The sequence below is a fragment of the Ruegeria sp. O6 genome (genome assembly GCF_056535045.1).
The window spans coordinates 155398-179987 of record NZ_JBQERM010000007.1 but is presented as its reverse complement, the minus strand read 5'-3'; the positions used below and the strand labels follow the sequence as shown (position 1 = coordinate 179987).

Sequence of the window (24590 nt, the reverse complement as noted above, 5' to 3'; positions counted from 1 at the left end):
TTCTGTTTCCCGGATTTCATTCTCATCTCCACTCTCTGATGGTTACGATGAGCCTGAAATCCTCCGCTACGCAATCAACCTAGTCTGTTCCATGGGTGCTGATGGCGGACATCTCAGTGATGTTAGTCTCAATTAACGTAGAGCCATCGAACAAGCATTCGATCCGGTATTTCAGTTCCAAATTTAGCGCGTTCTTCGCTGTGAATGAGGAAATGACACGAGCCCGCCCTGAAACGTGCGGCATATACGCCAAGTCCCAAAGTCGAGAGAACTCAACTGTCGAAGGATGCACTGCGGCTTGTTTTGCTACGGCCTCACAACTGTTTACGGCTACACTCTTTGCCAGTGGTTCCGTTGCCCTAAATTGCTGTCCTGTTTCGGCATCTGTGGGCCGGAACCAAACATTGAAAGCGCTTTCCAGCGAGCCGCAGGTGACAAAAAATACGGGATCTCCTGCCTTGCTCTTTGAGGACGACTTCGCGACAGACGAAGGATCGAGTTTCCTGCAGTTCCGGTTTTCACTAGCGATCTTGTTCACCACGGCGATGATCTGCGGCTTGAACTTCGAGGTATCATCGTCCCAGTAGAAATCACCTTCTACATAGACGCGTCCGCTGCTTGCTGTGCGCTCAATCTCGCGCAAATTATCGCTGGGAACCCAACCTCGCACATGCGTCAGCCAGTCTGGGCTGACGATCTGTACTTTCGTCCAATCTGCTTGCGCGCACAATCGCCTCACGGTCGTCGAACTGTCGATGCGATGGAAAACGTCCTCGCCGATTGCCCGAGATGCTTTTCGATTCTTGACCTTGGACGCCGTCGTTGTTGGTTCGACGCGGATTTCATGATTGCCCGAGACAGCGACAACATCGTTAAGCACGAGACCGCCGTTGCCGCAAGGATCCGGTATTTCTCCGCTTGCTGAAATGCTCACCTGCAAAGCGGCTTGTTCGCCATCTGGTTTTGTCGGTGTCGAATTGCTGGCCGCTGAAGCAGTCTTTTGAGATTCGTGCTCTCGCCTTGTGATTTCCGCCTTAAATTCCTCTGGCCTTAGCTCCTCTAGCTCCGCAAGCCAGCGTTTCTCATCGACCTCTGCCAGTTCGGACAAGTAACTATCTGGGTCGGTCAGACGTAGGGCTGCCAACCGCTCTTCTTGCTGTTGATTGGACACCTGTGCGCCTTGCACACAAATGATCACAGCGAACAAAAAGAGCAGCGCTTTGCCGCGATGTTGGAAATGCGGAAAGCCCTTGCCAGTGACTACGGTGAAGGCAAAGACAAAGAACAGCAGTGCAGCAACGACTAATAGTGCGCCAAAGCTCACCTTCTGTAACACGAACATCGCCAAGATAAAGAAGACGAGTTCCAACATAACAATCAGAAAACGGACGAATGACTTTACAGATGAAATTCCCAAATTCTTCAATTTTTTACTGCTCATAGTGGTTCCTCTACTAACGAAATCGGCCACCAGAGTTTCCTCTGGCAGCCGGGGAGTTAGTAAGCCGCCCGTAGACAACCGCGCTGGCCTTTAGGCCGAAGCCCTGGACATACGCCAGTGCCTCCCCGACCATAAGGTTCGAGGAGGTGCATTACGGTCTGCACCGACCGCTACGGGAGGGGTTACTACGCCCCGAGACTGGCTCTATCTGCCAATCCTGAACGCAGCCTAGCCCGTATGTCTGAAAATCGAAAGCGCAAACGTCACCTTACGAACTTGCCGAAGGTGTTGATTCCAGTGTTAAAATCGGAGTGCATTCGGAGAAGGGTGGTGCCGCTGATAGGACTCGAACCTACGACCCCATCATTACGAATGACGTGCTCTACCAGCTGAGCTACAGCGGCATCCTTCTTTTTCCGCGGCCCTACTATGGCCCTACTAGTTACTACGCGCCTTCTCTAACCTACTGGTCTCGAACGTCAATTGCGGATGGACCCACTACTTACGAAGCGATTGCTCTACCAGCTGAGCTAATGCGGCAGCGACACGTCGTTTAAACGCGCCTTTCTTCGTTGTCCAGTGCCCTGACGGACTGATTGCGCCCTGCATAACATGGGTTGTGAATTCCGCTTAGGAAGCGAGTTCACATTCAGCCCGAAGCAAACCGCCAAAACCGAACTGCGTAACTCCAGCTTCGGGCAACGACACACCAGTTCACTAAAGATGGCCGACCGGCCGCTTCCTATGACTTGTTTAACACCTTTCGAAGTCTCGCTACATCAATGATCCTATGGATTTATGCCATCCTTGGCTGCAAGCTGCCATCAGTTCGAGATAAATTTTGGATTCCGGCGCATGGAAAAAGAACCGACCCGAGTGGAAAGAATTTTGGGATCAATAACAGAAAGGCGTTTCATCGCGCGCATCGTTGTTGTCGGCGTTATTATAGTCGCATTGGCGGAGTTTCTGGGCGCGATAAATGCGCTTGGGAACGCAATAGATCGAGTAGCTTCGCCGCAATCAGCGGTAAATAGGCTTGACGCAGAAAGGCAAGATACTGCCTTCGAGCTTTCACGAAACCTAAACAAAGTATTCGCCCGTATTAGAACAGCCGGTCCGGAGGGTATAGTTTACGAAAAATCGCGTGACGATTGGGTCGTGGTTTTGGGGCTGTCGGATCACCTAAAAACGCTCTATGCGATTGAAGCGGATTGGGCGATGGGTTCAGAAAAATTCTTTTTTGCAAAAAAACTTGCCGATATTTTGCACACTCAAATTAGCCGTGCAGAAGAGATACATCGACTTTCGGACGCAGAAGTCGACTGGCTGCTTTATGGCCAAATTCAGGAACTCATGGTGGAAGGACTCGCGATGCAATTGGCAGCTTCAGAACCCGGCCTCAAAACACAAAGCCCAATAGATAGGGTTTGGCATCGGTTGCAGACGCTATTTTCCCGACCAGACACTATCGAACCAGTGACGGTGCCCGTGCAAATCAGCGATGAATGATCCACTTCGACGCTTACCGAAACCTGTTTTTTTCGGATAAAACCACTTCTCAGCGCCTACATTTTAGTTGTTACAACTCGATCGCAGGCTGACTTTCGCCTTGGAAAAGAATGCAGCCAGTTTGGTTCAGGGCAGCAGTGCAACGCGTTTCGCGTTAGTAGCTTACCTTTGCCTAAAGCAAACATATGCAGCTTGTCGCGGCGGCTGAGAACAGCCGCTCAACGCTTGTGGCGACCTGCGGATGTGCAGTTCATTGCGAATGCACAGAGTTCGCCTTATGAGGGTTTTCTGGGGCCCGTACTGCTGAGTGTGCGCTTTGCTACGGTTTGAGCGGCTATCAAAATAAGGAAAAATCGGCGTGTCGAATTTGAACGGAATTAGCTCTGAGATAGCTACCATTTTGGCCGAAAAACCAGCGGCACCGTTCCTTTTTCTGGGATCAGGTTTTTCTAGGCGGTACATTGGTCTGGAGACTTGGGGTGATCTTTTGTCAACCTTCTCAAGTGGCGTGAGACCATTTGACTACTATTCCGGCTCAGCAAATGGGAGTTTGCCACATGCCGCCAAACTTTTGGCAGAAGACTACTTTGAATACTGGTGGCAAGATGAACAGTTCGAGCAAACCCGCCAATCGCAGGGTAGCAAGATGGGGAAAAAAGCATCTCCCCTGAAATTAGAAATTTCAAAGTACCTCAGGCAGAAGTCAAAAACCGTACCAGCCAGTGAACACCTGCGTAGCGAACTAGCGTTGCTATCCAAATTGGATATTGATGGCGTAATCACCACCAATTGGGACACTTTGGCTGAGGCAGTCTTTCCTCTCTATAAAGTGTTTGTTGGGCAAGAAGAACTCATCTTCTCCAATCCGCAGTCTATCGCGGAAATATACAAAATTCATGGGTGTTGCACGAAGCCTGAAAGCTTGGTTCTGACATCAGATGACTATGACGCGTTTGAAAAGAAGTACTCTTATCTGGTAGCGAAGCTGATTACGATTTTTATTGAACACCCAGTGTTTTTCATTGGGTACAGTCTAAATGACAAAAACATCCAAGAAATGCTCGGAAGCATCGTTGGTTGCTTGACTGAGCAACAACTAAAAGTCTTTTCAGAAAACTTGTTTTTTGTGAAACGAGCGGGCGAAGCCGCACCCGCTAAAATCTACCCATCGACCATGCAGTTTGGCGAATACGCACTGACTTTGCAGGTGATCGAAACCTCCGATTTCTCAGAAGTCTATGCAGGGATTGAGACGGTAAGGCGCAAGATTCCAGCCAGAGTCTTGAGGGCGTGTAAGGAACAGATGTACGAGCTTGTGAAGTCCACTTCTCCTGAGACAAAGCTCGCAGTTGCCAATCTAGACGACCTTGAAGATGGAGCCGATATTGAGTTCGTTGTAGGTGTTGGCGTGGCACAAGCCGAGCAAGAGGAAAGTGATCTAGCGCAGCAAGGCTATAAAGGCATTTCACCACGGAACCTGTTCGAAGATATTGTCTTGGACAATCACGACTACGATCCGAAGAGAGTATTGTCGGAAGTCTTTCCTGATATGCCAGCTAAGCACGGCACATTTTTTCCAGGCTATAAATATCTACACGGTGTCGGCATCACTTCGATAGCGGAATTGAAAAATTCAGAATTTGAAAGCGCACTGCCGTTCTTCAACAAGTACTCGAGTAACAACTTTAGAAGCGGCTCTTTCACCCGGCCATTCATCCAGCATGCAAAGGGAATGTCAGCGGAGGAGATTGTCGAAAACTTCCCGGAAGATAGGGCTGCGGCGTACTTACCGTTCTTAGACGAAAAATCGTTTGATTTAGCGGTCGTTCAAAAGTTCCTGTCCGACAATTTTGAGAAGATTTTTGACAAAAAGAACTCGTATCACACGTACTACAAAAAGCTTGCTGTTCTCTATGATAGGGTCAGGTTCGGTTTTCACAAATTCTAAACAGGGAGTATGCGACGGGCAACCAACGGGTCGCCTGTATGTCGTTTCGCCACGGAGTCGAAAAGCGCGTCACACAGCGACGTTTTCGGTCACGCAGGTATGAGCGTGGGCAAAACCACGCCGTTTTCTCAACTGCGAGCGTCTGAATAGCCGTGTCCGTGAACTTGATCTGAGGCATGTGACGATCCTTGTAATGGCGAATTTTTACAAGGCCGGCGTTACGATCCAACGCGTACCAAACACAACCAAGTGTTGCCGATTGATTTTATTGGGTTTTACCGATCTAAAATGTATAAATGTTGCTACAGTTTGATCATTACGAATGACGTGCTCTACCAGCTGAGCTACAGCGGCGCCTTGAGTCATCCGGAACTGGCCTCGACCGGATGAGATGGCCCATTTAAACCGTCAGCCTAAAGCCTGCAAGACCAGTTATGTCCGTTCGGGCCTTTCCCCCTTTTCACCAGTGGTTGTCGTCGACGTATTGGGCCAATGATCAATCCAATGGGGCGAGCTTCCAGTTTGTGAAATTTTTATAACGACGCATGAGTAGTTTTGACTCTAAACTTATTATTCTATATTTCATGAAATATGATAGAAGAGATAACCGACCAGCTGGCCATCCTTGGCCACCCACAACGTATCACCGTATTTCGCATGTTGATGCGACGGTATCCTGACACTGTTCCAGCGGGGGAACTGGCGTCGGAACTGGGGATCAAGTCCAGCACCTTGTCGAACTATCTCAACGCGTTGCAGCGATCCGGGCTGGTCAAGCAGGAACGATCCGGGACGTCACTGCTCTATTCGATTGAGATGAAGAACGTGCAGCACATGTTCGATTTCCTGCTCGTGGATTGCTGCCGTGGCCGACCCGATCTTTGCATGCCCTTGGCCAAAGGGCGCGAAACCATGGCTGACCGAAAGTTCAATGTGTTGTTCATTTGCGTGGGTAATTCTGCCCGGTCGATCTTTGCCGAATCCCTTTTGCGGGATATCGGCGGGGATCGGTTCAATGTGTATTCGGCCGGCATACGACCGTTTTCCGAACTCAACCCGTTTGCAATTCGGGTTCTGCAAGACAAGGGGCATGATACATCGGCGCTCCGCTCCAAGAATGTATCCGAGTTCTCGCGACCGGGCGCGCCTGAAATGGATTTCGTCTTTACGGTCTGCAATCAGGCTGCGAACGAAGAATGCCCCGCCTGGGAAGGCCAGCCGATCAGCGGTCACTGGGGCATGGCGGATCCAGTCAAGGCAGAAGGCACCGATGCCGAGAAAAGCCTGGCCTTTCAAAACGCGTACGGCGCGCTGATGCGTCGGATTCAAGCCTTTACATCGCTGCCGATTGAAAGCCTGGACCGGATCGCACTGCAATCCGCCGTTGATGAAATCGCGCGGTCGCCACTTGAGGATGCACCATGACGACTTACGCTTTGAACGGCCTTGGCCGAATGGGGAAACTGGCCCTGAAGCCACTCTTGGAACAGGGGGCAAAGATTGCCTGGATCAACGATGCCGTCGGCGACCCCCAGATGCACGCGCATCTGTTGGAGTTCGACACCGTGCATGGGCGATGGGAAGCAGAATTCAGCTTTGATGCCGACAGCATCACTGTGAATGGAACCCGCCTGCCGTTCATCGGCACGAAAGACCTGAACACCCTGCCGCTGGATGGCGTTGATGTCGTGATCGACTGTACGGGCGTGTTCAAAACCGAGGCCAAGCTGGCCCCGTATTTTGATGCCGGGGTAAAGAAAGTCGTCGTCTCTGCCCCGGTCAAAGACGGCCCGACGGCAAATATCGTTGTCGGAGTGAATGAAAGCACATATGACCCCGCGACCCATAAAATTGTGACAGCGGCCTCTTGCACAACGAATTGCCTGGCGCCGGTGGTCAAGGTGATCCACGAGAATCTGGGTATCCGCCACGGGTCGATGACCACGATCCATGACGTGACCAACACGCAAACGATTGTTGATCGGCCCGCAAAAGACTTGCGGCGCGCACGGTCGGCCCTCAACTCACTGATCCCGACGACCACCGGTTCGGCCACCGCCATCACGCTGATCTATCCGGAACTCAAGGAGCGTCTGAACGGTCACGCCGTCAGGGTGCCGCTTTTGAACGCCTCGCTGACCGATTGCGTATTCGAAGTTGAGCGGGCCACCACGGTTGACGAGGTCAACGCCCTCTTTAAAGCGGCGGCTGAGGGCGATCTGAAAGATATTCTGGGTTATGAAACCCGCCCTCTGGTATCTACCGATTACACCAATGACAAACGCTCCTCGATTGTCGATGCGCCCTCAACCATGGTGATAAACGGGACGCAGGTGAAAATCTATGCTTGGTACGACAATGAGATGGGCTATGCGCACCGCTTGGTGGATGTAGCGCTGATGGTCGGGTCCTCGCTGTGACCCAGCGGCCCGATGGATTGTCGGCTTATGTCGCGGTCACGGCGGCTTATTGGGCCTTCATGCTGACCGACGGGGCGCTAAGGATGTTGGTGCTGCTGCACTTTCACACCATGGGGTTCTCACCGGTTCAGCTGGCCTATCTGTTTGTACTTTACGAGATTGCTGGGATCGTCACCAACCTGACCGCAGGCTGGATTGCCGCCCGGTTCGGGCTAACGTCCACCCTGTATGCAGGATTGGGGCTGCAGGTGGTGGCGTTGCTTGCCATGACACAGCTTGATCCGCACTGGACCGTTACCGCCTCGGTCAGCTTTGTGATGATGGTGCAGGGGGCAAGCGGAGTGGCCAAGGATCTGGCCAAGATGTCGTCGAAATCATCAGTCAAATTACTGGCCCCGGCCGAAAGCGGCGGGTTGTTTCGGTGGGTCGCTGCGCTGACCGGATCAAAAAATGCCGTCAAAGGCCTGGGTTTCCTGTTGGGCGCGGCCATGCTGGCCACGTTGGGATTCATGGTGGCAATCCTGGTCATGGCGGCGGTTCTGGCACTGATCCTGTTCGCAGTTATCCTGTTCATGCCAGCGGGCCTGCCGAAGGGGCGAAAAGGGGCGAAATTCTCGGAAGTATTGTCAAAATCCGCCAATGTGAACTGGCTGTCCGCGGCGCGGGTCTTTCTGTTCGGTGCGCGCGATGTCTGGTTCGTGGTCGGCATCCCGATCTATTTCTATGCCGTCCTGTCGGATGGCACCGAGGACGGCAACCGTTCCGCGTTCTTCATGATCGGAACATTCATGGCGCTGTGGGTCATCCTATATGGTGCGGTGCAGGCTATCGCGCCAAAGATTCTTCGTGCGGCGGATCGAACCGAAGGTGATTTGATCCGCGCGGCACGTAATTGGGCGATTGTCCTTTTCTGCGTTCCTGCGGCTCTAACATTCGCCGTATCGCTGTCAAATGGGCCTGAAACCTGGCTGACCACAACGCTTGTGGTTGGGTTGCTGATCTTCGGAGCGATATTTGCGGTGAATTCATCGCTGCATTCCTATCTGATCCTGGCCTTCACCCGGTCCGAACGCGTGACAATGGACGTCGGATTTTATTACATGGCAAATGCAACAGGCCGGCTGATCGGCACGGTTCTGTCCGGCCTGACCTATCAGATCGGAGGATTGCCAATGGTCCTCGGCACCGCGTCCGTGATGTTGGCCCTTGCTGCGCTGACTTCATGCAAACTGACAGACCAAACCTCCGACGCACTGACGTGACCGTTTTTGAACGAAACCTCATTGACTGAATCGCCCTCGCCATGATTGGTAGCGATCTGATCGGCGGGGCTGCGCAAGGTTATAGAAAATCGAATGGCGCGAATTTTACATGTTTCGGCATATGCCTTCGCAATGTTCAGTAAACCATGACGACTCCGCTGGCCGCTGAATCCCGGTATCCGACATATTATCCTGTATTTTTGGTGACCCCGGCAGGATTCGTACCTGCAACCTGCCCCTTAGGAGGGAGTTATTCATCTTTGATTTCCTTCTTTGTTTTCCGTTTCTTAAGTGATTTTGGCTTTGCCGCTTGTACAGGCTTCGTACGAAAACGCGCCCTGATGGCGGCTTCGTCGGTCTCTGCATGGGCATAGATACGCATCGGCAGATTGGGATCTTACCACCGCCCTGCCCTGGCTGCTGTCACTGGGTCAACGCCCTGCCGGACCACCAGTTCTGTGAAAAACCCATGCCTCCCGGCGGGGTGCGCCGAAAGGTATGGAATGCCCGCACGCTTGCAGATCGTCTTCCAGCGGTTGTTAGAGCCGGTCGAGCTGCCGTAACCAAAAACACGGGGAGACAGGAGCTGTCCGGTTTTCAGGTTCTTGGGCCGCTTCGGCTGCAAGGCCTCAAGCTCAGCCATCATTTCGGGAGAAACTGCAATCCAGCTTTCGGCATGGCCTTTCTGAGCCTTGATACGAACCTCGCAGGTTTCGGGTCTCAGATCGTCCGGCTCAATTGAAATCGCCTGGTCAATGCGCGCTGCCGTCTCAAACATGAAGCGCGCCATCGCGGCATTGTAGGGATCGGCCGCCGCGCAAAACGCCTCGATCCATTCGCGCGTTGCCGGGATGCGCTCAACTCGGCTGGTTTTCTGCCTGCGCTGATCTTGGGCAATCCGCTCGAACTTGTCATACCGTTTAACCCGCAGGAGTGGCGTCCCCTTGAATTCGTGCGCGTTGTTGATGACCGCGCGCGCCGGAGTCACGATCTCGCGCCACCAAGTATCTGTGCAAGCCTTCGGTTTCAGTTTGGGTCCAAGGCTCTTGAGTAGCGCCCCCGTGATCGCACCGAGAGGCAAGTCCCCGATTTCTTCCAGTATCGGCAGGAGCTGCTTCGCCGTTTGGGGCGACGGGAGATAAATCTCAACGGCGTCAGCAAATCGCAAGGTGTGTTCTTCGCCGATGACATGCTTACGGATCTGAAGTTCCGTTTCATCCCTTATCCAGTCCCTTGCGCAGCCTCAGTAGTCGCTCGCGTGCTTTTGCGATATGGACCGGCGATCGGTCGACCGTTGTATTCGATCCAGCCCTTGACCCAGTAGACCGATCCGCGTTGGTAGGGTTCGAGCGGCATCCTTGGCTCTACATCAAAATTCTGTCGAGTTGCGATGGGGTGATAATCATCGCATTTCCAATCTTGAATCGTGCACCCAGCCGATTTGCCTTCTCTCGAACCGTTCGTTCGGTAATCCGGATCCCACGGCTGACCAACACCTCGACCCACTGGTCCGGTGTCTTGCCCGTTGCCAGAATTTCCGAACCGAAAGAGGAGCCGGGCGCACCATTCATCTTTATTGGCCCATCGCTTTCTGTGACGACTTGATCAGCGCTTCGAGGTGCTCGGGTGTCAGCTACATCAAACGACCGATATTGTAGAAGTTCCCGGTCCTGTGCGCCTTTTCCCGGATAAGCCGGGGCGAAACATGCACGCCGTGTTCGCGCAAGCTCACGCTCCACGCCTCTGGTGTCTGACTCTGCGTTAGAAGCTCCGACATTTCTCCACCTGCAATCTTCGTAAACTCTTGCAAGAAGTTGCAGGCCATAGGTAAGAAGTCACGCGACAGTACAAATATTCTACATTTTCGGAACATATGTTCCGAAATCAGGAGTGCCATGCCGTTTGTTCCGCAGAAACCGCCTACACCTGAAGAAGAAGAGCAGGCCAAACGCGAGCGAATGAAGCAAGATTTGCTCGATTACAGGCGGGCATATCATTCCCCTGTGTCGCCTCTGCATGAAAACTTGCGAACCCTTCGAATCAACCGACAGCTAAAGAAACAGGATATGGCTGATCTGATGGGGATCACGCCGCGCACATATTATACCTATGAAAGTGGCGCGCGGCCTGTTCCTTCAGACTCACTTGCTAGGCTCGCAACCATGATCGACGTCGATCTGGATATGCTCCTAATGGGACGTTCTCTCAAGCCGACACCACAGATCATTGAGAGTGCAATCGACGACCTCATGAAAATCCTTGAGTTTCTGGATCGCGAGTATCCAACCATGGATTGGAAGACCCGGATGAAAGTTGCTCGACATGCCGTCATGGCTGATACAGGTGACTGGCCCCGCGTGGATCCCGAGATGATCCGTGGATCAGTTAAAGTCCTTACCAGGTACAAATTTCATCCGGAAAATCTCCCCCAACCACCTAATCCTGACGACTACGGCGATGATGATCGACCGCACGGTTATGAACGGGACATGGCTGCCTGGCAGGCCATTGTTGATCAAGATCTTGGAGACGACACCTAAGGCTTCAGCAGCGTCCAAGCCTCAACGCCGAACCCCTCGGCCACCCGATACAGGTTGTCGATCGAGATGTTCTGTTCCGAGCGCTCGACCGCGCTGAGATAGGTTCGGTTCAGCCCGGCCTCGTTCGCCAGATACTCCTGCGACCAGCCACGCTCGGCGCGCAGCTTGCGCATATTGCGCGCGACGATGTCTCGCAGGGGGCTCTTGGGCGTCGTTTTCATGCACAATGCTATTGTGCTTTGACGCTTTTAAATCTACCTGTTTTAACATACATTCGACGAGTTGGAGAGTACCCATGCCCCAATGCCCCACTGTATGACCGAGATCCACGAAGAGGCACGGGTTTGCCCGTCCTGCGGCGCAAAGAAGGGCGTTCTGGGCGCGGGGTTCACTGGGCGCTACCTGAAGGTTCGGGCTGGTATCGTGGCGGCGATTGGCCTGCTGCCGCTCCTCGTCGGGCTTGGCTTTCTTGTCACAGGCGACGTCATTGGCTTCATGCTGCTGGGTGGGCTTGCCGCCATACCTTTCGCCATCGCTGCCGGAATCTTTGTCGCATCGGAGGGGCGCGAAAAATGGTATCGCTGAACCTTCACGATCCGGACGGCGTGCAGCGCCGCTTGCAGGCCTTTCTTGTCCAGTTCACCGTGCCGCATTGGGTTACGCAGACCCAGACCAACGCCACGATTGAGGATCAGGAACGCGCCGCAGGGGGGCTGGACCTCGTTCTGGATATCCTGCTCGATGCGCAGCTCGGGCTGGAGGCCGATCTGGTTCCTGCCGATCAAGAGCAATTCTGGCACAGCCCGCGCTGTTTGCACGCGCCGGAAACGGGGGCGCAATTCGATATCCGCGTGGGTGCGCGCGGCGGCTATGGTCTGCGCGTCACGGCGGGCAACGCTGTGTTCACCGATAACGCAATAAGCTTTGAGGCCCTGACCATGGCACTGCGCAGCTTCGCTGCCCTGCACCGCGAGGCCACCGCATGAGCGAGCAGAAGCACACCTCTTTCTACATCAGCGCCGAGGGCCACAAGGCTCTGCGGCTGGAGGTGATCAAACGCGGCCTGTCGATGAGCCAACTCATCGCCCGCGCGCTGGCCGATGCGGGGGTCGATATTCCGGCAGAGGATTTGAAGAAATGAAAACGCTGTTCACCGCCGCGCTGATCGCGCTCGCCAGCCCTGTCATGGCCGGGGGCTGATATTTCGAGGCATCACTGGAAGGCGGGGCCGAATTCTGGACCTTCACCAATGCGACGGGCGATGTCAGCCCGCGCCGCCAGACGGGGGATGAAATCTGGCTCATACGCTCGGACGAGGTGAGCGAGCTGGGGCCGGACGGGGCCTGCACCTTTGACAACTGCGCCGTGAAGGTGCTGCCAGGCGGGCAAGTTCCAGAAGCGCGGGAACGGGTGCAGCTCACCTTCTCGAACGGCGAGATGCTGGACTTCGAGGCGCGCGGCGGCGAGATTCTGTTCGACAACTATTCCGCCGCAGGCATGGGCGCGACCGCGCTGTTCGTCGAAAACATCCGCGCGGCGGAATGGGCCGAAGTCGGCTTTGGCGGGCTGGCGCACAGGTTCAGCCTTGCCGGATCGGCTAAGGCGCTGGATGCAATCAGGGTGTATCTGCAATAGGCGTGCGATGGAGATATAGGGCGATAGCACTATCACACGATCAAATGAGGGCGCGGTATGGCGCGGTTTCTGGTCTGGAGCGACCTGCTTGACGAATTCTGGGGCGGCTTCGACCTGCCCGATCTGTCCGCTCCGCTGGACGGGATTCTGATAGCGGGCGATACGCACACGCGAGGGCGGCATCTGGAGATTCCGGCGTATGCCGCGCACAAATATAGCTGCCCGGTCGTGGTGATCTGGGGCAATCATGAACCCTATGGCTCGGTCTGGGCGGAACTGTTGACCGAGGAGGAGCGCCAGCTTACCGAACTGCGCGCCGAAGGCCTCGACGTCCGCGTTCTGCATGGGGCCGAGACCGAAATCGCGGGCGTCCGTATCATCGGTGCGACGCTCTGGACGAATCTGCAACTCTATCCAGAGTTCGACGACCTCGCGCGGATCATGGTCTCGGCCTACATGCAGGACTACCATGCCATTCACACCGCGCCCGATACCCGCTTTACCATCGACGACATGCTGGAACGTCATGCGCAGGACAAAGCTGCGATCCCCGCCGCCCTGCGTGCCCCATATGATGGCCCGACCGTAGTTATGACCCACCACCTGCCGCTGCGCGAACTGATCGCCCTGTGCGCATCATCGGCGGCCACGTGAAGCGCGCGATGAACAACGGGTTTGCCTGCGACCTCTGGGACGAGATCCGGGGCTTCGACATCGACACATGGATTTGGGGGCACAGCCACGAGGGAGAGAGCCGGACATTCGAAAGCGACCACGGACCGATCCGCTTTGTCACGAACCAGCGGGGATATCCAGGTGAGGAGGTGTCGTTCGATCCGGCCTTTGTGCTGGAGGTCTGAGAGTGTCAGGATAGGGCGATAGCGCTATCCCGCTGCCGCATGATCGCTTCGAGCCTATTTTGTCGGATGCTGCGTCGTGCATGAATGTCTGGCTCCAATTCAAGCAGGATGCGTTGCTCTCCGCAAAAAAGTTGCAAACGGTAGTCTTGGGCTTTCTTTACCAATTGTGAATAGAACATTTCCGGCACGCTTTCGGAGATTCCATGCAACACAGTTTCAGCCACTTCTTAAGGCACGGCGGTGACGGCAAGTACGAGATCGCGCAGCGACACGGTCATCTGATTGGCCGCCGCGTAGGATTATCGCTCAAGTCGACATTTCCTAACTACACAGCTCTACGGGCCGATTTCAGCGAACGCCTCGACCAGGTGATCTCCGAAAACACTCGGATGCTTCTGAACGCGCTGACCCCGCCTGACACAGTGCCAATTGTCTCCGAAGCTGAATTGCGGGATGTGTCAGATGCAAAGTCAGAAGCGCTCGACGCCTGGGACGCGCGCCTTGAGAGAATATTCGGCGAATACCAAAACCATCCGCAACGGTTGCGGCCACTGCGCACAGACATGGAAGAACGTCTCGTTCGGGCTTTTGCGGGAGTAATAAATCGGCTTCGGCAGGAAAGCTTGGGGATTCAGCAATACATCTGGCGCTCGCGAGATGATGCCAAGGTGCGCGACAGCCATGCGGCCTATGACGACCGCGTTTTCCGCTGGAACAATCCACCGGAGGGCGGGCATCCCGGCGAGGCACACAATTGCAGGTGCTATGCCGAGCCAGTGTTGCCGGGCGTTCAGAGCAATGTGGTACTCGCTGACTTTGCACCCACGGCAAATGGTGTCCCCGCTCTCGATCTGACGGAGGCGATGCGTGGCTTGCGCGCTCTGACGGGCGTCGGCGCGGCGCTTCTTGCGTCTGATGCGCTGCAAAACTGGACGCAAGCCATGCGTGATAGGCGCGTGGACGATGCTGGCGCGCGACTGGGGGTCGATGTAACAACTGTAGAAGGTCGCCTGGCGGCGACAGCCTATGCCCTCGTGCAGGAAGGGATTAGCACCGGCGAGTATCCGGTCCTGCCCAAGACCCCCGAATTCGCACGAATAGGGGCCGAAGCGGCAGCGCTTTATGAGTTGCTAAATCCCGGCACCATTCTTGATACGGGCGTTGGCGGTGATCCCGCGAAACAGCGCGCTTTGCAGGATTTCATCGCAGCCGCCGGGGCAGCGTTCGCGCGCGGTGAACTGCGGCTTCAGGATGGGGAACTGGCGCAAGGCTGGGTCGAAGTCTTTCCTGAGCTTGCGGAGGATGAACGCCGCTTGGGGCAACTGCCGGGCTTCACTCCGGAACGGGTCGAGCAATGGCTTGAAACCTATCCGATTGAAGAGCTTGGCCTGCCGAACCACACCGGATCGCCAATTCCTGATGATCCGACCGACAACATTGTCTCAACGCCGATCCCGGAAGGGGCGGGGCCGAATATTGTCGAAGCCCGACCTGGGGCCACAACGACACCTGGCGGCAACAGAATTCTGCCCCACGGTGGCAAAGGGGGCGGGCGAGAATATATTGGCCTCAAAGGCCACGATGTTGAGCAAATTGACGAGATCATCGCCAATCCTCGTCCAGATCTGAGTGGTATCGTTGAAGGGCGCGGCAGATACAAAGGGCAGGATATGACCCTGTTGACAGGCCAGGATGGCCATTGGGTTCTTCTTGACCCCGATGGTAACGTCTTCGCTGTAAGCAATCGTAATCTGCCGCTTGGGCACAAAGAGAACCAACCGGACGACATCATCCGTCCTCTGGAGGAGCAATGAATACACGGTTTGAAGACCTGATAGAGCAGGCACAAACAGGGGCAGGCACTGAATGGATTTCCGAAGCCGAGCTTCTGGACTTCAACGAATATCTTGCCACGCGCGGCTTTGGCATTTCAAGAATGGAGGTCGCACAGGCAGCCGGTGGGACCGTCAAGCGAAATTTCGGCTACGGCATCTTGCCTGCCCCAATCGGCGACGACCCCGAACACTGGCTCAATCATTTCGATCCCCAACGTTCCGCCGCATATGTTCGCGAAACTGTTCAGTTTGCCAAAGAAGACGGCGCCCTGTTCGACTACAAGGTTTGGGCCGAGCTGCCTTAAATCACCGAGAAGCTTGGTCAAAAAACATACGTTTCTGCCCTGCCAACCCTGAGCCGCCATTGGTGCGATCGCAGAGAAACGAGGCTTTGTCTGCATTTCTGCCGTCTAACACTTCTAGCTGGGCTGATCTTTGAAGCTGCGCTTCCGCCAACTGAACTGCCACTATGATGCTTTTGGGGACAAGCGCTGACGCCCGCCAGAAACCCCACAATCGCTCGATCCTTGGCGTCTCGCTCATGTAGATTTTCCGGCTCCCGTTGCACACACCGGCCCTGCCTGACATCGCCCCCCACATGGCAGGGATAGCGACTGCCGCCCCGTAGGGGTATGGGCTTAAGCGGAGCACTCAAGTTCGCCTGTCCGCAAACAAAGCCACCTGATTTCGTCGTTTGTTCTTGATTAAGGTGACTCATGTAGACATTGTGTCAGAAAAATTCCCAGAGGGGCGATGACACATGCAGGCTGACTTTTCGACTCTACTGGCGCAGGCCGGATACACTGTGCCAGAGGCCGCGCGCGTGCTTGGCTATTCTGAAGGCCACATCTATCGCTGGAAGCGCGGTGAGGAAATCCCCCGTGAAAGCGTGATCCGCCTGCTGAACATGGAGATCGAGCGGCGGCGCGATACGGGCGATGCGGAAAAGACCTTTACCTTCATTGATCTCTTCGCCGGGATCGGCGGGCTGCGGCGGGCTATGGAGAGTGCGGGCGGGCGCTGCATCTTCACCTCTGAATGGGACAAGTACGCCCAGCAGACCTATATGGCGAACTTTCCCGACAACCGGCTTCCGGTGGGCGATATCCGGGAAGTCGACGCCGAAGACATCCCCCGGCATGACGTTCTGGTTGCGGGCTTTCCCTGCCAGCCCTTCTCGATCGCCGGTGTGTCCAAAAAGAATGCCCTCGGCCGCGCGCATGGCTTTGAGGATGAAACCCAGGGAACGCTCTTCTTCGATGTGCTGCGCATCCTGATGCATCACCGCCCTGCGGGTTTCATGCTGGAAAACGTCAAGAACCTGAAAAGCCACGACAAGGGCCGGACCTTCGAGGTGATCCGCCGCAAGCTGACTGAGGAGCTGGGTTACACGCTGGAGACCCGGATCATTGATGCCGGGCATTTCGTGCCGCAGCACCGCGAGCGGATTGTGATGGTCGGCTTCCGTGAAGCGACCGGGTTCAGCTTTGATGACGTGCAACTTCCGACTTACGGCACCAAACGGATGCGCCATATTCTGCATCCCGAGAATGGCACGGAACAGCCAGAGGGCCATTTCACCGTTGGGTCGGATGCGGTGGTCAGCGACAAATACACCCTGACCGACAAGCTCTGGGCCTATCTGCAAGGCTATGCCGCAAAGCATAAGGCCAAGGGAAACGGTTTCGGCTTTGGCATGGTGGACGGGGACAGCATCTCGCGTACGCTTTCGGCCCGCTATTACAAGGACGGCTCTGAAATTTTGGTCAGCCGGGGTGAAGGCAACAACCCGCGCCGCCTGACGCCACGCGAATGTGCGCGCCTGATGGGCTACCCGGATGACTTCCGGATCCCGGTCTCGGATACGCAGGCCTACAAACAGTTCGGCAACTCGGTCGCGGTGCCTGTCTTTGCCGAGGTGGCAAAGGTGATGGCTCCGCACATCCTCGCGCTGACGAGAGCTGAACCGCTCAAAAAAGTTGGCTGACGTTCACGACAACAAGACCCGCAGCCGGAATATGGCGGCGATCCGTGGCGCTGATACCAAGCCTGAAATGCTGATTAGGCGCGGGCTTTATGCCCGTGGTTTTCGTTATCGGCTCCATGATCGAAAACTGCCGGGTAAGCCGGACATCGTGCTGCCAAAGCACCGTGCCCTGATCTTTGTGAATGGCTGCTTCTGGCATGGCCACGACTGCCCGCTCTTTCGATGGCCCGCAACGCGGAAGGAGTTCTGGCGCACGAAGATCACCGGCAACATCGAGCGGGACGCCCGGAATATCGACATGCTGATCGCGTCAGGCTGGCGTATCGCGATTGTCTGGGAATGTGCGCTGAAGGGACGTGGCAGGTTGTCGCCGGAGGTGGTGATTGACTCCCTGGCCCGATGGATATGTTCTGGTGACCAAAGGCTGACTCTTGAAGGCCTGAACACGAAAACAGGCGATTTGAGTTGAGCGAGCAAGGTATTTTCGATTTTGAGGGTGAAGGCGGCGGGCAGGCTGGGCTTCTGACGGACCTTCTGAGCCGGGCCGAACGGGTTCTGGTCAAGAAGCTTTCGAACAATGACCGGGACTGGGCGCGCTATGCCAACAAGCACCAGGCTGGGGTCTATATCCCGGCGGAACAGCGCGAGGGCGGGTTCTTTCCGCCGCTGGAGGTCAAGGCGCGCAAAGACCCGGATGCGGCCCCGATCCGGGAGGCCTGGTTCGAAACGCTCTGGCCGCAGGCTTCGGGCGATGCGCAGGCCAAACGCACCCGGATTGTGCATTACACGAGCAAGGGCCCTGAGACGCATATGACGCGCCTGCCGAAAGAGTGCTTTGAGCAGCTTTCGCCAGCCTCTTTCCTCGTGATGGGGCGGTATCGGCAGGGTGAAAACACCGTCTATGAATGCCTGACCATCGATTCCGCCAGCGATGAAGCCGACCTGCTACTGATGCATCTCGATATCACGCCGGATTTTCTGATCGGTGAGTTTGAGCCCGCCGTGATCCGGGCACGGGAACAAGACCGCGTTCTGGACTTCGCGGAAGAGCTGATCGCGGCCTGGAAGGCCGGTACGATCGTCGAATTCGGCCGCTCTCGTGCGGCCATGCCTAAACCCCTGGAACTGGCCGGGCTGGCGCGCGCCCGTTACCTGGAAATCCACGGTCTGGACTGCCTAGATCCTTTTGCCATCGAGCGCCCCGGTGATGCGCTCCGTGAAATCAGCCGCAGCATCGAGTGGGATATGTTCCGCGACTTCCAGCGCCGCGAGCGGGCTGTCGAGCTGGTGCGCATCGTCTTGGGTGACAAGCCACGCGACATGACCGTCGCAGAGATCATCCGGCAGCTGATCAATGAACTGCCCCGGATTGACGCGCTGATGCTGTCTGCCAGCCAGCAGCGGAAATCACGGGCGGGCTATTCCTATGAACACCATATCGAGGCGATGCTGAGCGGCGGGAAGATCCCCTTCGAAAAGCAGGTGGTCATCGAAGCGAAGAAGCGCCCCGACTTCATTCTTCCCTCGCTGGCCTTCATCAGCAGCGGTGAAGTCCTCGCCGCGACAGGCCTGATACTGAGCGCCAAAACCACCCTGCGCGAACGCTGGAAACAGGTCGAGCGTGAGAAGGGTGAACGCAGGCTGTATCTCACCACGGTCGATGAGAATATCGCGGGCAACGCCATTCAGGACATGGCGGGCATCGGCGTCCAGCTCGTAATCCCCGAGAGCCTGATGGACGCCAAAGAAACCGAATATGCCGGGCACGCGAATGTGCTGACCTTCCGGCGGTTCTGCGATGAAGTGGTGCAGCCGAACTTGGCGGTTTGGGCGTAGTGCGATGGCCGGTTGTTTAGGCATGAAGGGCGGGAAGACGTCAATCGCTGCAAACGCATGAGAGCCGGTAGGCATCCAAGGGCACGGCACTCTGGAGGACGGGCCAGGATCAAAACTAGGCACCAAGGCCTCCGAGGTTGCATCTCAAGGCAAGTGAACGGCCCACCACCCACTATTTAATTTCCAACGCCCACTGTGAATTCATAAAGCGAATAGTCAGACATGTGAAGACTGACAGGGCCCTTGGCGGTTGAGCGCGGCTACCCACCCGCATGACAAGCATATATACAGACACCAGCGCAGCAATTCCTGCGCGGGAGAAACCGATATAATGAAACTTACACGCATTGAAATCTTCAATTTTCGCAAGTTGCGGCGCGCCCGTCTGGACCTTTCGGACAAGCAGACGCTGCTCGTCGGGGCCAACAACAGCGGCAAGACATCGGCCATGAAGGCGCTGCGCAAATTCCTCAAGGATTGCGGCGGTATCGACTCGCGTGATGTTACAGCCTCCAACTGGGCCGCGATCGAACAAACCGCTAGCGCCTGGACACAGGAGGCTGAGGCGGATCTCAGCCCGCTCCTGGCTCAGCTTCCGTTCCTCGACGTCTGGCTCCATGCTGACACGTCAGAGTTGCACCATGTCGCGCATTTGATCCCAACACTTACCTGGACTGGCGGTCTGCTGGGCGTGCGCCTGCGCATGGAGCCAAAGAAGGGGGCGGACATCAAGGCGCAGTACCTGGCTGCGCGAGAGGCCGCTCAGACGCTACGACCCGGCGGCGCAACGGCCGACGGCTTCGCGCTTTGGCCACGCGACTTTCGGGAATTTCTGGACAAGCGCCTGAAGGACCTGTTCGAGCTCAACGCCCATATTTTGGACCCTGCGAGCTTCACCACGACAGGGCCGGTGGAGCCAAATCCCCTGCCGCCCTTGTCGGAGGGGATCGGTGCGAACCCATTTGCTGGCCTCATCCACATTCGTGAGATCAACGCGCAACGCGGTTTCGCAGATGCAGGAGACAGTAAGGGCGACGACGATGAGCCGAGGAACGCAACCAGCCGGAAGATCGCCTGCCAGATACAGCCTTATTTTCGCAAACATATCGACCCCGAAACAGACCCCACGCCGAACGACATCAAAGCGCTCAAAGCCATCCATGATGCCGAAACCACCTTCAATGCCCGTCTCAAGGATGGTTTCGCCGATGCCATCAAGGAACTGGAAAATCTTGGCTACCCCGGCGGACTTAACAATCCGAAACTCTCCATTGCCACGCAGATCAAACCCGTTGACGGACTCGATCACCCGGCGGCCGTGCAATACGATATCTCTGGCAACGCATCTGGGGTGAAACTGCCTGAAAGCTACAACGGCTTGGGCTTCCAGAACCTGATCTCCATGGTTTTTCAGCTCATGCGTTTCCGGGATGACTGGATGCAGGTGGGCAAGTTCAAATCACAGGTGGTGACCCCGGACGACAGGGGCATCGAACCCCTGCAACTGGTGCTGATTGAGGAGCCGGAGGCGCATCTGCATGTTCAGGTGCAGCAGGTCTTCATGGCTAGGGCACATAAGGTGCTGCGCAACCATGAGGATCTGGAGAGGGAGGACTCGGCTTTTACCACGCAACTGGTGGTGAGCACCCATTCGGGCCACATTGCGCACGCCGCTGCGTTTGATGAGTTGCGCTATTTCAAGCGCGAGCTACCCGGTAACGGAGTTGTGCCTACGGCCAGTGTGGCGAATATGACGGGGCTCTTTGGCGCGGACACACAAACCCGTCGCTTCGTGACGCGCTATCTGCTGAGCACACATTTTGACCTGTTCTTCGCCGACGCCATCATCGTGATCGAGGGCGCCGCGGAGCGGATTCTGCTGCCGCATCTGATCCAGCATCACTACCCTGACCTGGCTGCGGCCTATCTATCCTTCCTAGAGCTGGGGGGCAGCCACGCGCACCGCATGCGTCCCTTGATCGAGGCACTGGAGGTGCCGACGCTGATCATCACCGATCTCGATGCCGTGGCGAAGGTCGACAAAGACGGAAAGACTGTCTCGCAATCGGCCCGACCACGCTCGGGAGCGGCTCAAATCACCGTGAACCACGTGCTGAAAACCTGGCTCCCCGGAATCGTGGAGATCGATACGCTAATGGCCGCGCCGCCGAATACGCTCTGTCATACCGATGCCACCCGCCCAATCGCCGTCGCCTACCAGACCCCGCAAGAGGTGACGCAGGGTGCGCAGACCCAAGCCATCACGCCCATCACGTTTGAGGATGCTCTTGTTCTGGCCAATGCGGAGACCGTGACGGACGCAGCAAAGGCAGGGTTCGCTTGCCGCATGACTCGTGCTTTTGCGAAATCCATCACCGCAGAGCCCACGCCTGAGGACCTTGCCACGGCGCTCTTTGATCGATTGGCAAAATATCCGGAGAAGGCCGCCTTTGCCCTGGATCTTCTATACATCGAAGACATCAAAGTGTTGCGCGCGCCCCCCTATATCGAGAAGGGCTTGATCTGGCTCGCCGACACACTGACGGGCGGGGAGGGCGCGGCGTGACAGACGTGACCGACGACAACCGCGATGCTGACGCTGACGCGACGATCCGCGCGTGCCTGTCCCTCGATAAGCCACACAGCTTCTTTCTCTTTGCCGGGGCGGGATCTGGAAAGACGCGATCTCTCAAGGAGGCACTTGAGGGATTGGACGCACAGACCCTGACCACCTTGCGCAAACACAGCCGCAAGATTGCCGTCATCACCTATACTAACGCCGCCGCAGATGAGATCACACGCCGCGTCAAGGCCGATCCGGTGTTTCAGGTGCAGACTATCCACAGTTTCGCCTGGTCGCTGATCGAGGGGCGCACAGCTGATATTCGGGGCTGGCTAGAAAGCAACCTGCGGACAGAAATTGCCAAGATCCAGGCAGCCCATGCGAAGGGCCGGGCGGGCAACGCCCATGACGAACGCGTCAGGAAGATGGCCTCCAAGACAAAGCGGCTGGAGCGCCTGGCCGAGATCCGCACCTTCACCTACGCGCCAGAAGGGGACAATTTCGGCCGCGATGCGCTTCAACATACCGAGGTAATTGCGCTCGCCGCGCATTTCCTGACCGAAAGCGAGACGTTTCAGAACATCGTTCTGGCGCGCTACCCGTTCATCCTGATCGACGAGAGTCAGGACACGATGAAACCGTTGATGGAGGCGCTTTTGACCTTCGAAGCGCGCCATCGCGGCCGCATCGTCTTGGGGTTGCTCGGGGACACGATGCAGCGCATTTACACCGATGGTTTGCGCGATCTCGACAAACGGGTGGGGGATTTCGCGCAACCGGCCAAACAGATGAACCACCGCAGTCGCGCGCGGATCGTGGACCTGGCGAATGCGATCCGGCGCGACGATGATGGCCGCCAGCAGCGGGCGCGCGCAGACAAGCCGGGGGGCACCGTGCGTGTCTTTCTTGCGCCAAGCGAGGGCACGGATCGCGCAGCCTTCGAAGCCTCCGCCCGAGCGGAAATGGCCCGCATCACCGGAGATTCCGCGTGGCAGAACGCGGAGGCGATCAAGACCCTCACGATTGAGCGTCACATGGCCGCCGCGCGTCTTGGTTTCAGTGAGCTGTTTGAGCCCCTGAGCAAACCCGACAAGCTCAAGGACGGGTTTCGCGACGGTACCTTGCCCGCGATGCGGCTTTTCACCCACCGGGTCTTGCCTTTGGTGACGGCACAACGGAATGGGGATGCCTTTGCCGCGATGGCAGTGCTGCGCGACGGCTCACCGCTGGTCGACAAGCGAGATATCCGGGCAGGGCGCGCGGGCCAAGCCACTGGCCTCGACGTGGCACGGGCAGGCGTCGCGGCGCTGAAGGCGCTGTTTGAGGGCGAACGGGATCCGAGTTGTGCCGAAGTGTTAGCGGTCGTGGCCGAGCACCGGCTGTTCCCGATTCCCGACCAGCTTCGGCCCTGTTTGCCGGACGGCAGTCCCGTGGCTCAGGACATGGCCGACATCCTTGCCGAGCTTGGTTCCTTCTTTGACGAGCTGGACCAGACCGCGTCCAAGGCCACACCAGCCACCGACACCACTATCACCAAGGCTTGGACGCTGGCGCTTGGTGCCCCGTTTTCCCAGGTGGCGCGCTACCTCGCCTATGTTGAAGACCGCAGCCCCTATGGCACCCACCAAGGGGTCAAGGGGCTCGAATTTGCCCGGGTCATGGTGATCGCCGATGACGCCCACACGCGCTTCAAGGGGCTTGCTTCCTACGAGACACTGTTCGAGGTGAAGCCCCTTGGGTCAACCGCGCAGAAGAAAGCAGACAACGGTGAGGAAACCACGATCGAGCGCACACGCCGCTTGCTCTATGTCACTTGCACCCGTGCTGAAGAGAGCCTCGCGCTTGTGCTCTATTCCGAGGCCCCCGACACGATCCGCACGTTCCTGAGCTCCAACGGATGGACGGCCGAGGACGAGGTCGTGATGGCTGCGGCCGACGGAACCTATCAGGAAGCTTCAGTGCAACGCTGAACCAGTTCTGTAGTGACCGCTTTGGGCTAACAGGATTCAGAATTGCCAAGCAAAGCGTCTACAAATCTAGGGACACCTCATTGCACCCATCGTGCTTCTTGCGCTTTCTATGGTTTGTACCCATCTTCGGTGTATGGACCTAATATACCCAATAAATTTCGTCGGCCACGATGAGTGGATAGACAGTGGATACGAACCCAAACTGGCGCATGGCGACGTCGTCACTCGCGACGGTGAAGTTCTCGGAAGCTGGCGAGTCGTAGATTACGACTCCAAAGACGAATATTCGAGTGGGCGCTTTGAGTTCATCTTGAACGGGGCAAGTGCGGTGAAATTTTCTGAGGATTTTGCGATGCTCGATGTCCGGACCAGCCGTGGGTTCACGTTATCAAACCTGACAAGAGCAATCCGCGCATGGCACCAAAATGAACAGCAATGAGAATTGGCCCACGTTTGCTTGCCTTGGTTGGGGGTCATTGATCTGGGAGCCTGGAGGCCTGCCCATTTCGCACGAATGGCACGGAGACGGACCAGACCTGCCGCTTGAATTCGCGCGAAAATCAAAGGATGGCCGCATGACACTTATTGTGTGTAAGCAGGGTACTCTGTGTTCGACACTTTGGAACACTTTGTCATCTACATCGCTAGATGAAGCGCGCGAGGCACTTGCCGAGCGCGAAGGCCTTCCAAGTACTAAGAATGCAGCATTTTGGACTGGTTCTGGCTCATCTGGTCACCATGGTGCGGAGCTTGTTGGGGCTTGGGCGAATAAACGTGGCTTCGC

General features: G+C 56.4%; 22 protein-coding genes and 1 tRNA gene. 19 read left to right on the top strand and 4 right to left on the bottom strand.

What is annotated here, in order from left to right; genetic code table 11:
- Positions 1 to 79: 79 nt before the first annotated feature.
- Together ACR0DY_RS11630 and ACR0DY_RS11625 are read right to left on the bottom strand one after the other, a co-directional pair.
- Positions 80 to 1441 (bottom strand): hypothetical protein, encoded by a 1362-nt coding sequence (locus ACR0DY_RS11630; protein WP_480898321.1) that lies wholly within the window; start codon positions 1439 to 1441, stop codon positions 80 to 82.
- Positions 1442 to 1769: 328 nt separating this feature from the next.
- A tRNA-Thr gene (locus tag ACR0DY_RS11625) sits at positions 1770 to 1845 on the bottom strand.
- 451 nt (positions 1846 to 2296) lie between these two features.
- On the opposite strand from ACR0DY_RS11625, the gene ACR0DY_RS11620 reads away from it, so the two are divergent.
- From ACR0DY_RS11620 to arsJ, 5 genes are all read left to right on the top strand, one after another.
- Positions 2297 to 2950 (top strand): hypothetical protein, encoded by a 654-nt coding sequence (locus ACR0DY_RS11620; protein ID WP_480482362.1) that lies wholly within the window; start codon positions 2297 to 2299, stop codon positions 2948 to 2950.
- Positions 2951 to 3308: 358 nt separating this feature from the next.
- Positions 3309 to 4898 carry an SIR2 family protein gene (locus ACR0DY_RS11615; protein WP_480546038.1) on the top strand — a complete coding sequence of 530 codons (1590 nt, stop codon included), beginning with the start codon at positions 3309 to 3311 and terminating at the stop codon, positions 4896 to 4898.
- Positions 4899 to 5489: 591 nt separating this feature from the next.
- A complete protein-coding gene (locus ACR0DY_RS11610) occupies positions 5490 to 6323 on the top strand; it encodes an arsenate reductase/protein-tyrosine-phosphatase family protein (RefSeq protein ID WP_480482366.1) in 834 nt (277 codons plus the stop codon).
- Positions 6320 to 7318, top strand: coding sequence for an ArsJ-associated glyceraldehyde-3-phosphate dehydrogenase (locus ACR0DY_RS11605; RefSeq protein ID WP_480546039.1), 999 nt, complete (start codon positions 6320 to 6322; stop codon positions 7316 to 7318). Before ACR0DY_RS11610 ends, ACR0DY_RS11605 begins: the two co-directional genes overlap by 4 nt.
- Entirely contained in the window at positions 7315 to 8580 is a 1266-nt protein-coding gene (gene arsJ / locus ACR0DY_RS11600; protein WP_480546040.1) for an organoarsenical effux MFS transporter ArsJ, read from the top strand. The genes ACR0DY_RS11605 and arsJ overlap by 4 nt, the downstream gene beginning before the upstream one ends.
- 397 nt (positions 8581 to 8977) lie before the next feature.
- Here the strand turns inward: arsJ and ACR0DY_RS11595 are convergent, their stop codons facing one another.
- Positions 8978 to 9568, bottom strand: coding sequence for a tyrosine-type recombinase/integrase (locus ACR0DY_RS11595; RefSeq protein WP_480482372.1), 591 nt, complete (start codon positions 9566 to 9568; stop codon positions 8978 to 8980).
- A gap of 907 nt (positions 9569 to 10475) precedes the next feature.
- Between ACR0DY_RS11595 and ACR0DY_RS11590 the strand changes: the two genes are divergently transcribed.
- A complete protein-coding gene (locus tag ACR0DY_RS11590) occupies positions 10476 to 11120 on the top strand; it encodes a helix-turn-helix domain-containing protein (RefSeq protein ID WP_480482374.1) in 645 nt (214 codons plus the stop codon).
- On the opposite strand, the gene ACR0DY_RS11585 is transcribed toward ACR0DY_RS11590, so the two are convergent.
- Complete coding sequence (locus tag ACR0DY_RS11585) at positions 11117 to 11341, bottom strand: helix-turn-helix domain-containing protein (RefSeq protein WP_456036516.1); 225 nt, start codon at positions 11339 to 11341, stop codon at positions 11117 to 11119. The genes ACR0DY_RS11590 and ACR0DY_RS11585 overlap by 4 nt on opposite strands.
- Before the next feature lie 82 nt (positions 11342 to 11423).
- On the opposite strand from ACR0DY_RS11585, the gene ACR0DY_RS11580 reads away from it, so the two are divergent.
- The 13 genes from ACR0DY_RS11580 to ACR0DY_RS11520 all read left to right on the top strand — a co-directional run bounded on the left by ACR0DY_RS11580 (position 11424) and on the right by ACR0DY_RS11520 (position 23806).
- Entirely contained in the window at positions 11424 to 11705 is a 282-nt protein-coding gene (locus ACR0DY_RS11580) for a hypothetical protein (protein WP_480487020.1), read from the top strand.
- Entirely contained in the window at positions 11693 to 12106 is a 414-nt protein-coding gene (locus ACR0DY_RS11575) for a hypothetical protein (protein WP_480482378.1), read from the top strand. Before ACR0DY_RS11580 ends, ACR0DY_RS11575 begins: the two co-directional genes overlap by 13 nt.
- Entirely contained in the window at positions 12103 to 12261 is a 159-nt protein-coding gene (locus ACR0DY_RS11570) for a hypothetical protein (protein WP_480482380.1), read from the top strand. The genes ACR0DY_RS11575 and ACR0DY_RS11570 overlap by 4 nt, the downstream gene beginning before the upstream one ends.
- A 176-nt stretch (positions 12262 to 12437) precedes the next feature.
- Positions 12438 to 12755, top strand: a complete 318-nt coding sequence (locus ACR0DY_RS11565; RefSeq protein WP_480482382.1) for a hypothetical protein — start codon at positions 12438 to 12440, stop codon at positions 12753 to 12755.
- A 57-nt stretch (positions 12756 to 12812) separates the two neighbouring features.
- On the top strand, positions 12813 to 13409 hold the full coding sequence (locus ACR0DY_RS11560) for a metallophosphoesterase family protein (protein ID WP_480482384.1): 597 nt from the start codon (positions 12813 to 12815) through the stop codon (positions 13407 to 13409).
- A gap of 8 nt (positions 13410 to 13417) precedes the next feature.
- On the top strand, positions 13418 to 13615 hold the full coding sequence (locus ACR0DY_RS11555) for a hypothetical protein (protein ID WP_480482386.1): 198 nt from the start codon (positions 13418 to 13420) through the stop codon (positions 13613 to 13615).
- Between the two features lie 203 nt (positions 13616 to 13818).
- Positions 13819 to 15429, top strand: coding sequence for a phage minor head protein (locus ACR0DY_RS11550; RefSeq protein ID WP_480482388.1), 1611 nt, complete (start codon positions 13819 to 13821; stop codon positions 15427 to 15429).
- Positions 15426 to 15755 carry a hypothetical protein gene (locus ACR0DY_RS11545; protein ID WP_480482390.1) on the top strand — a complete coding sequence of 110 codons (330 nt, stop codon included), beginning with the start codon at positions 15426 to 15428 and terminating at the stop codon, positions 15753 to 15755. The genes ACR0DY_RS11550 and ACR0DY_RS11545 overlap by 4 nt, the downstream gene beginning before the upstream one ends.
- Before the next feature lie 455 nt (positions 15756 to 16210).
- Complete coding sequence (gene dcm / locus ACR0DY_RS11540; protein WP_480482392.1) at positions 16211 to 17437, top strand: DNA (cytosine-5-)-methyltransferase; 1227 nt, start codon at positions 16211 to 16213, stop codon at positions 17435 to 17437.
- A gap of 31 nt (positions 17438 to 17468) precedes the next feature.
- A complete protein-coding gene (locus ACR0DY_RS11535; protein WP_480482394.1) occupies positions 17469 to 17906 on the top strand; it encodes a very short patch repair endonuclease in 438 nt (145 codons plus the stop codon).
- The gene (locus ACR0DY_RS11530) at positions 17903 to 19273 is read left to right on the top strand and encodes a type II restriction endonuclease (RefSeq protein ID WP_480482396.1); all 1371 of its coding nucleotides are present in this window, start codon (positions 17903 to 17905) and stop codon (positions 19271 to 19273) included. Before ACR0DY_RS11535 ends, ACR0DY_RS11530 begins: the two co-directional genes overlap by 4 nt.
- A gap of 331 nt (positions 19274 to 19604) precedes the next feature.
- Positions 19605 to 21839 (top strand): ATP-dependent nuclease, encoded by a 2235-nt coding sequence (locus ACR0DY_RS11525; protein WP_480898318.1) that lies wholly within the window; start codon positions 19605 to 19607, stop codon positions 21837 to 21839.
- Positions 21836 to 23806 carry a UvrD-helicase domain-containing protein gene (locus ACR0DY_RS11520; protein ID WP_480546042.1) on the top strand — a complete coding sequence of 657 codons (1971 nt, stop codon included), beginning with the start codon at positions 21836 to 21838 and terminating at the stop codon, positions 23804 to 23806. Before ACR0DY_RS11525 ends, ACR0DY_RS11520 begins: the two co-directional genes overlap by 4 nt.
- Positions 23807 to 24590 lie beyond the last annotated feature (784 nt).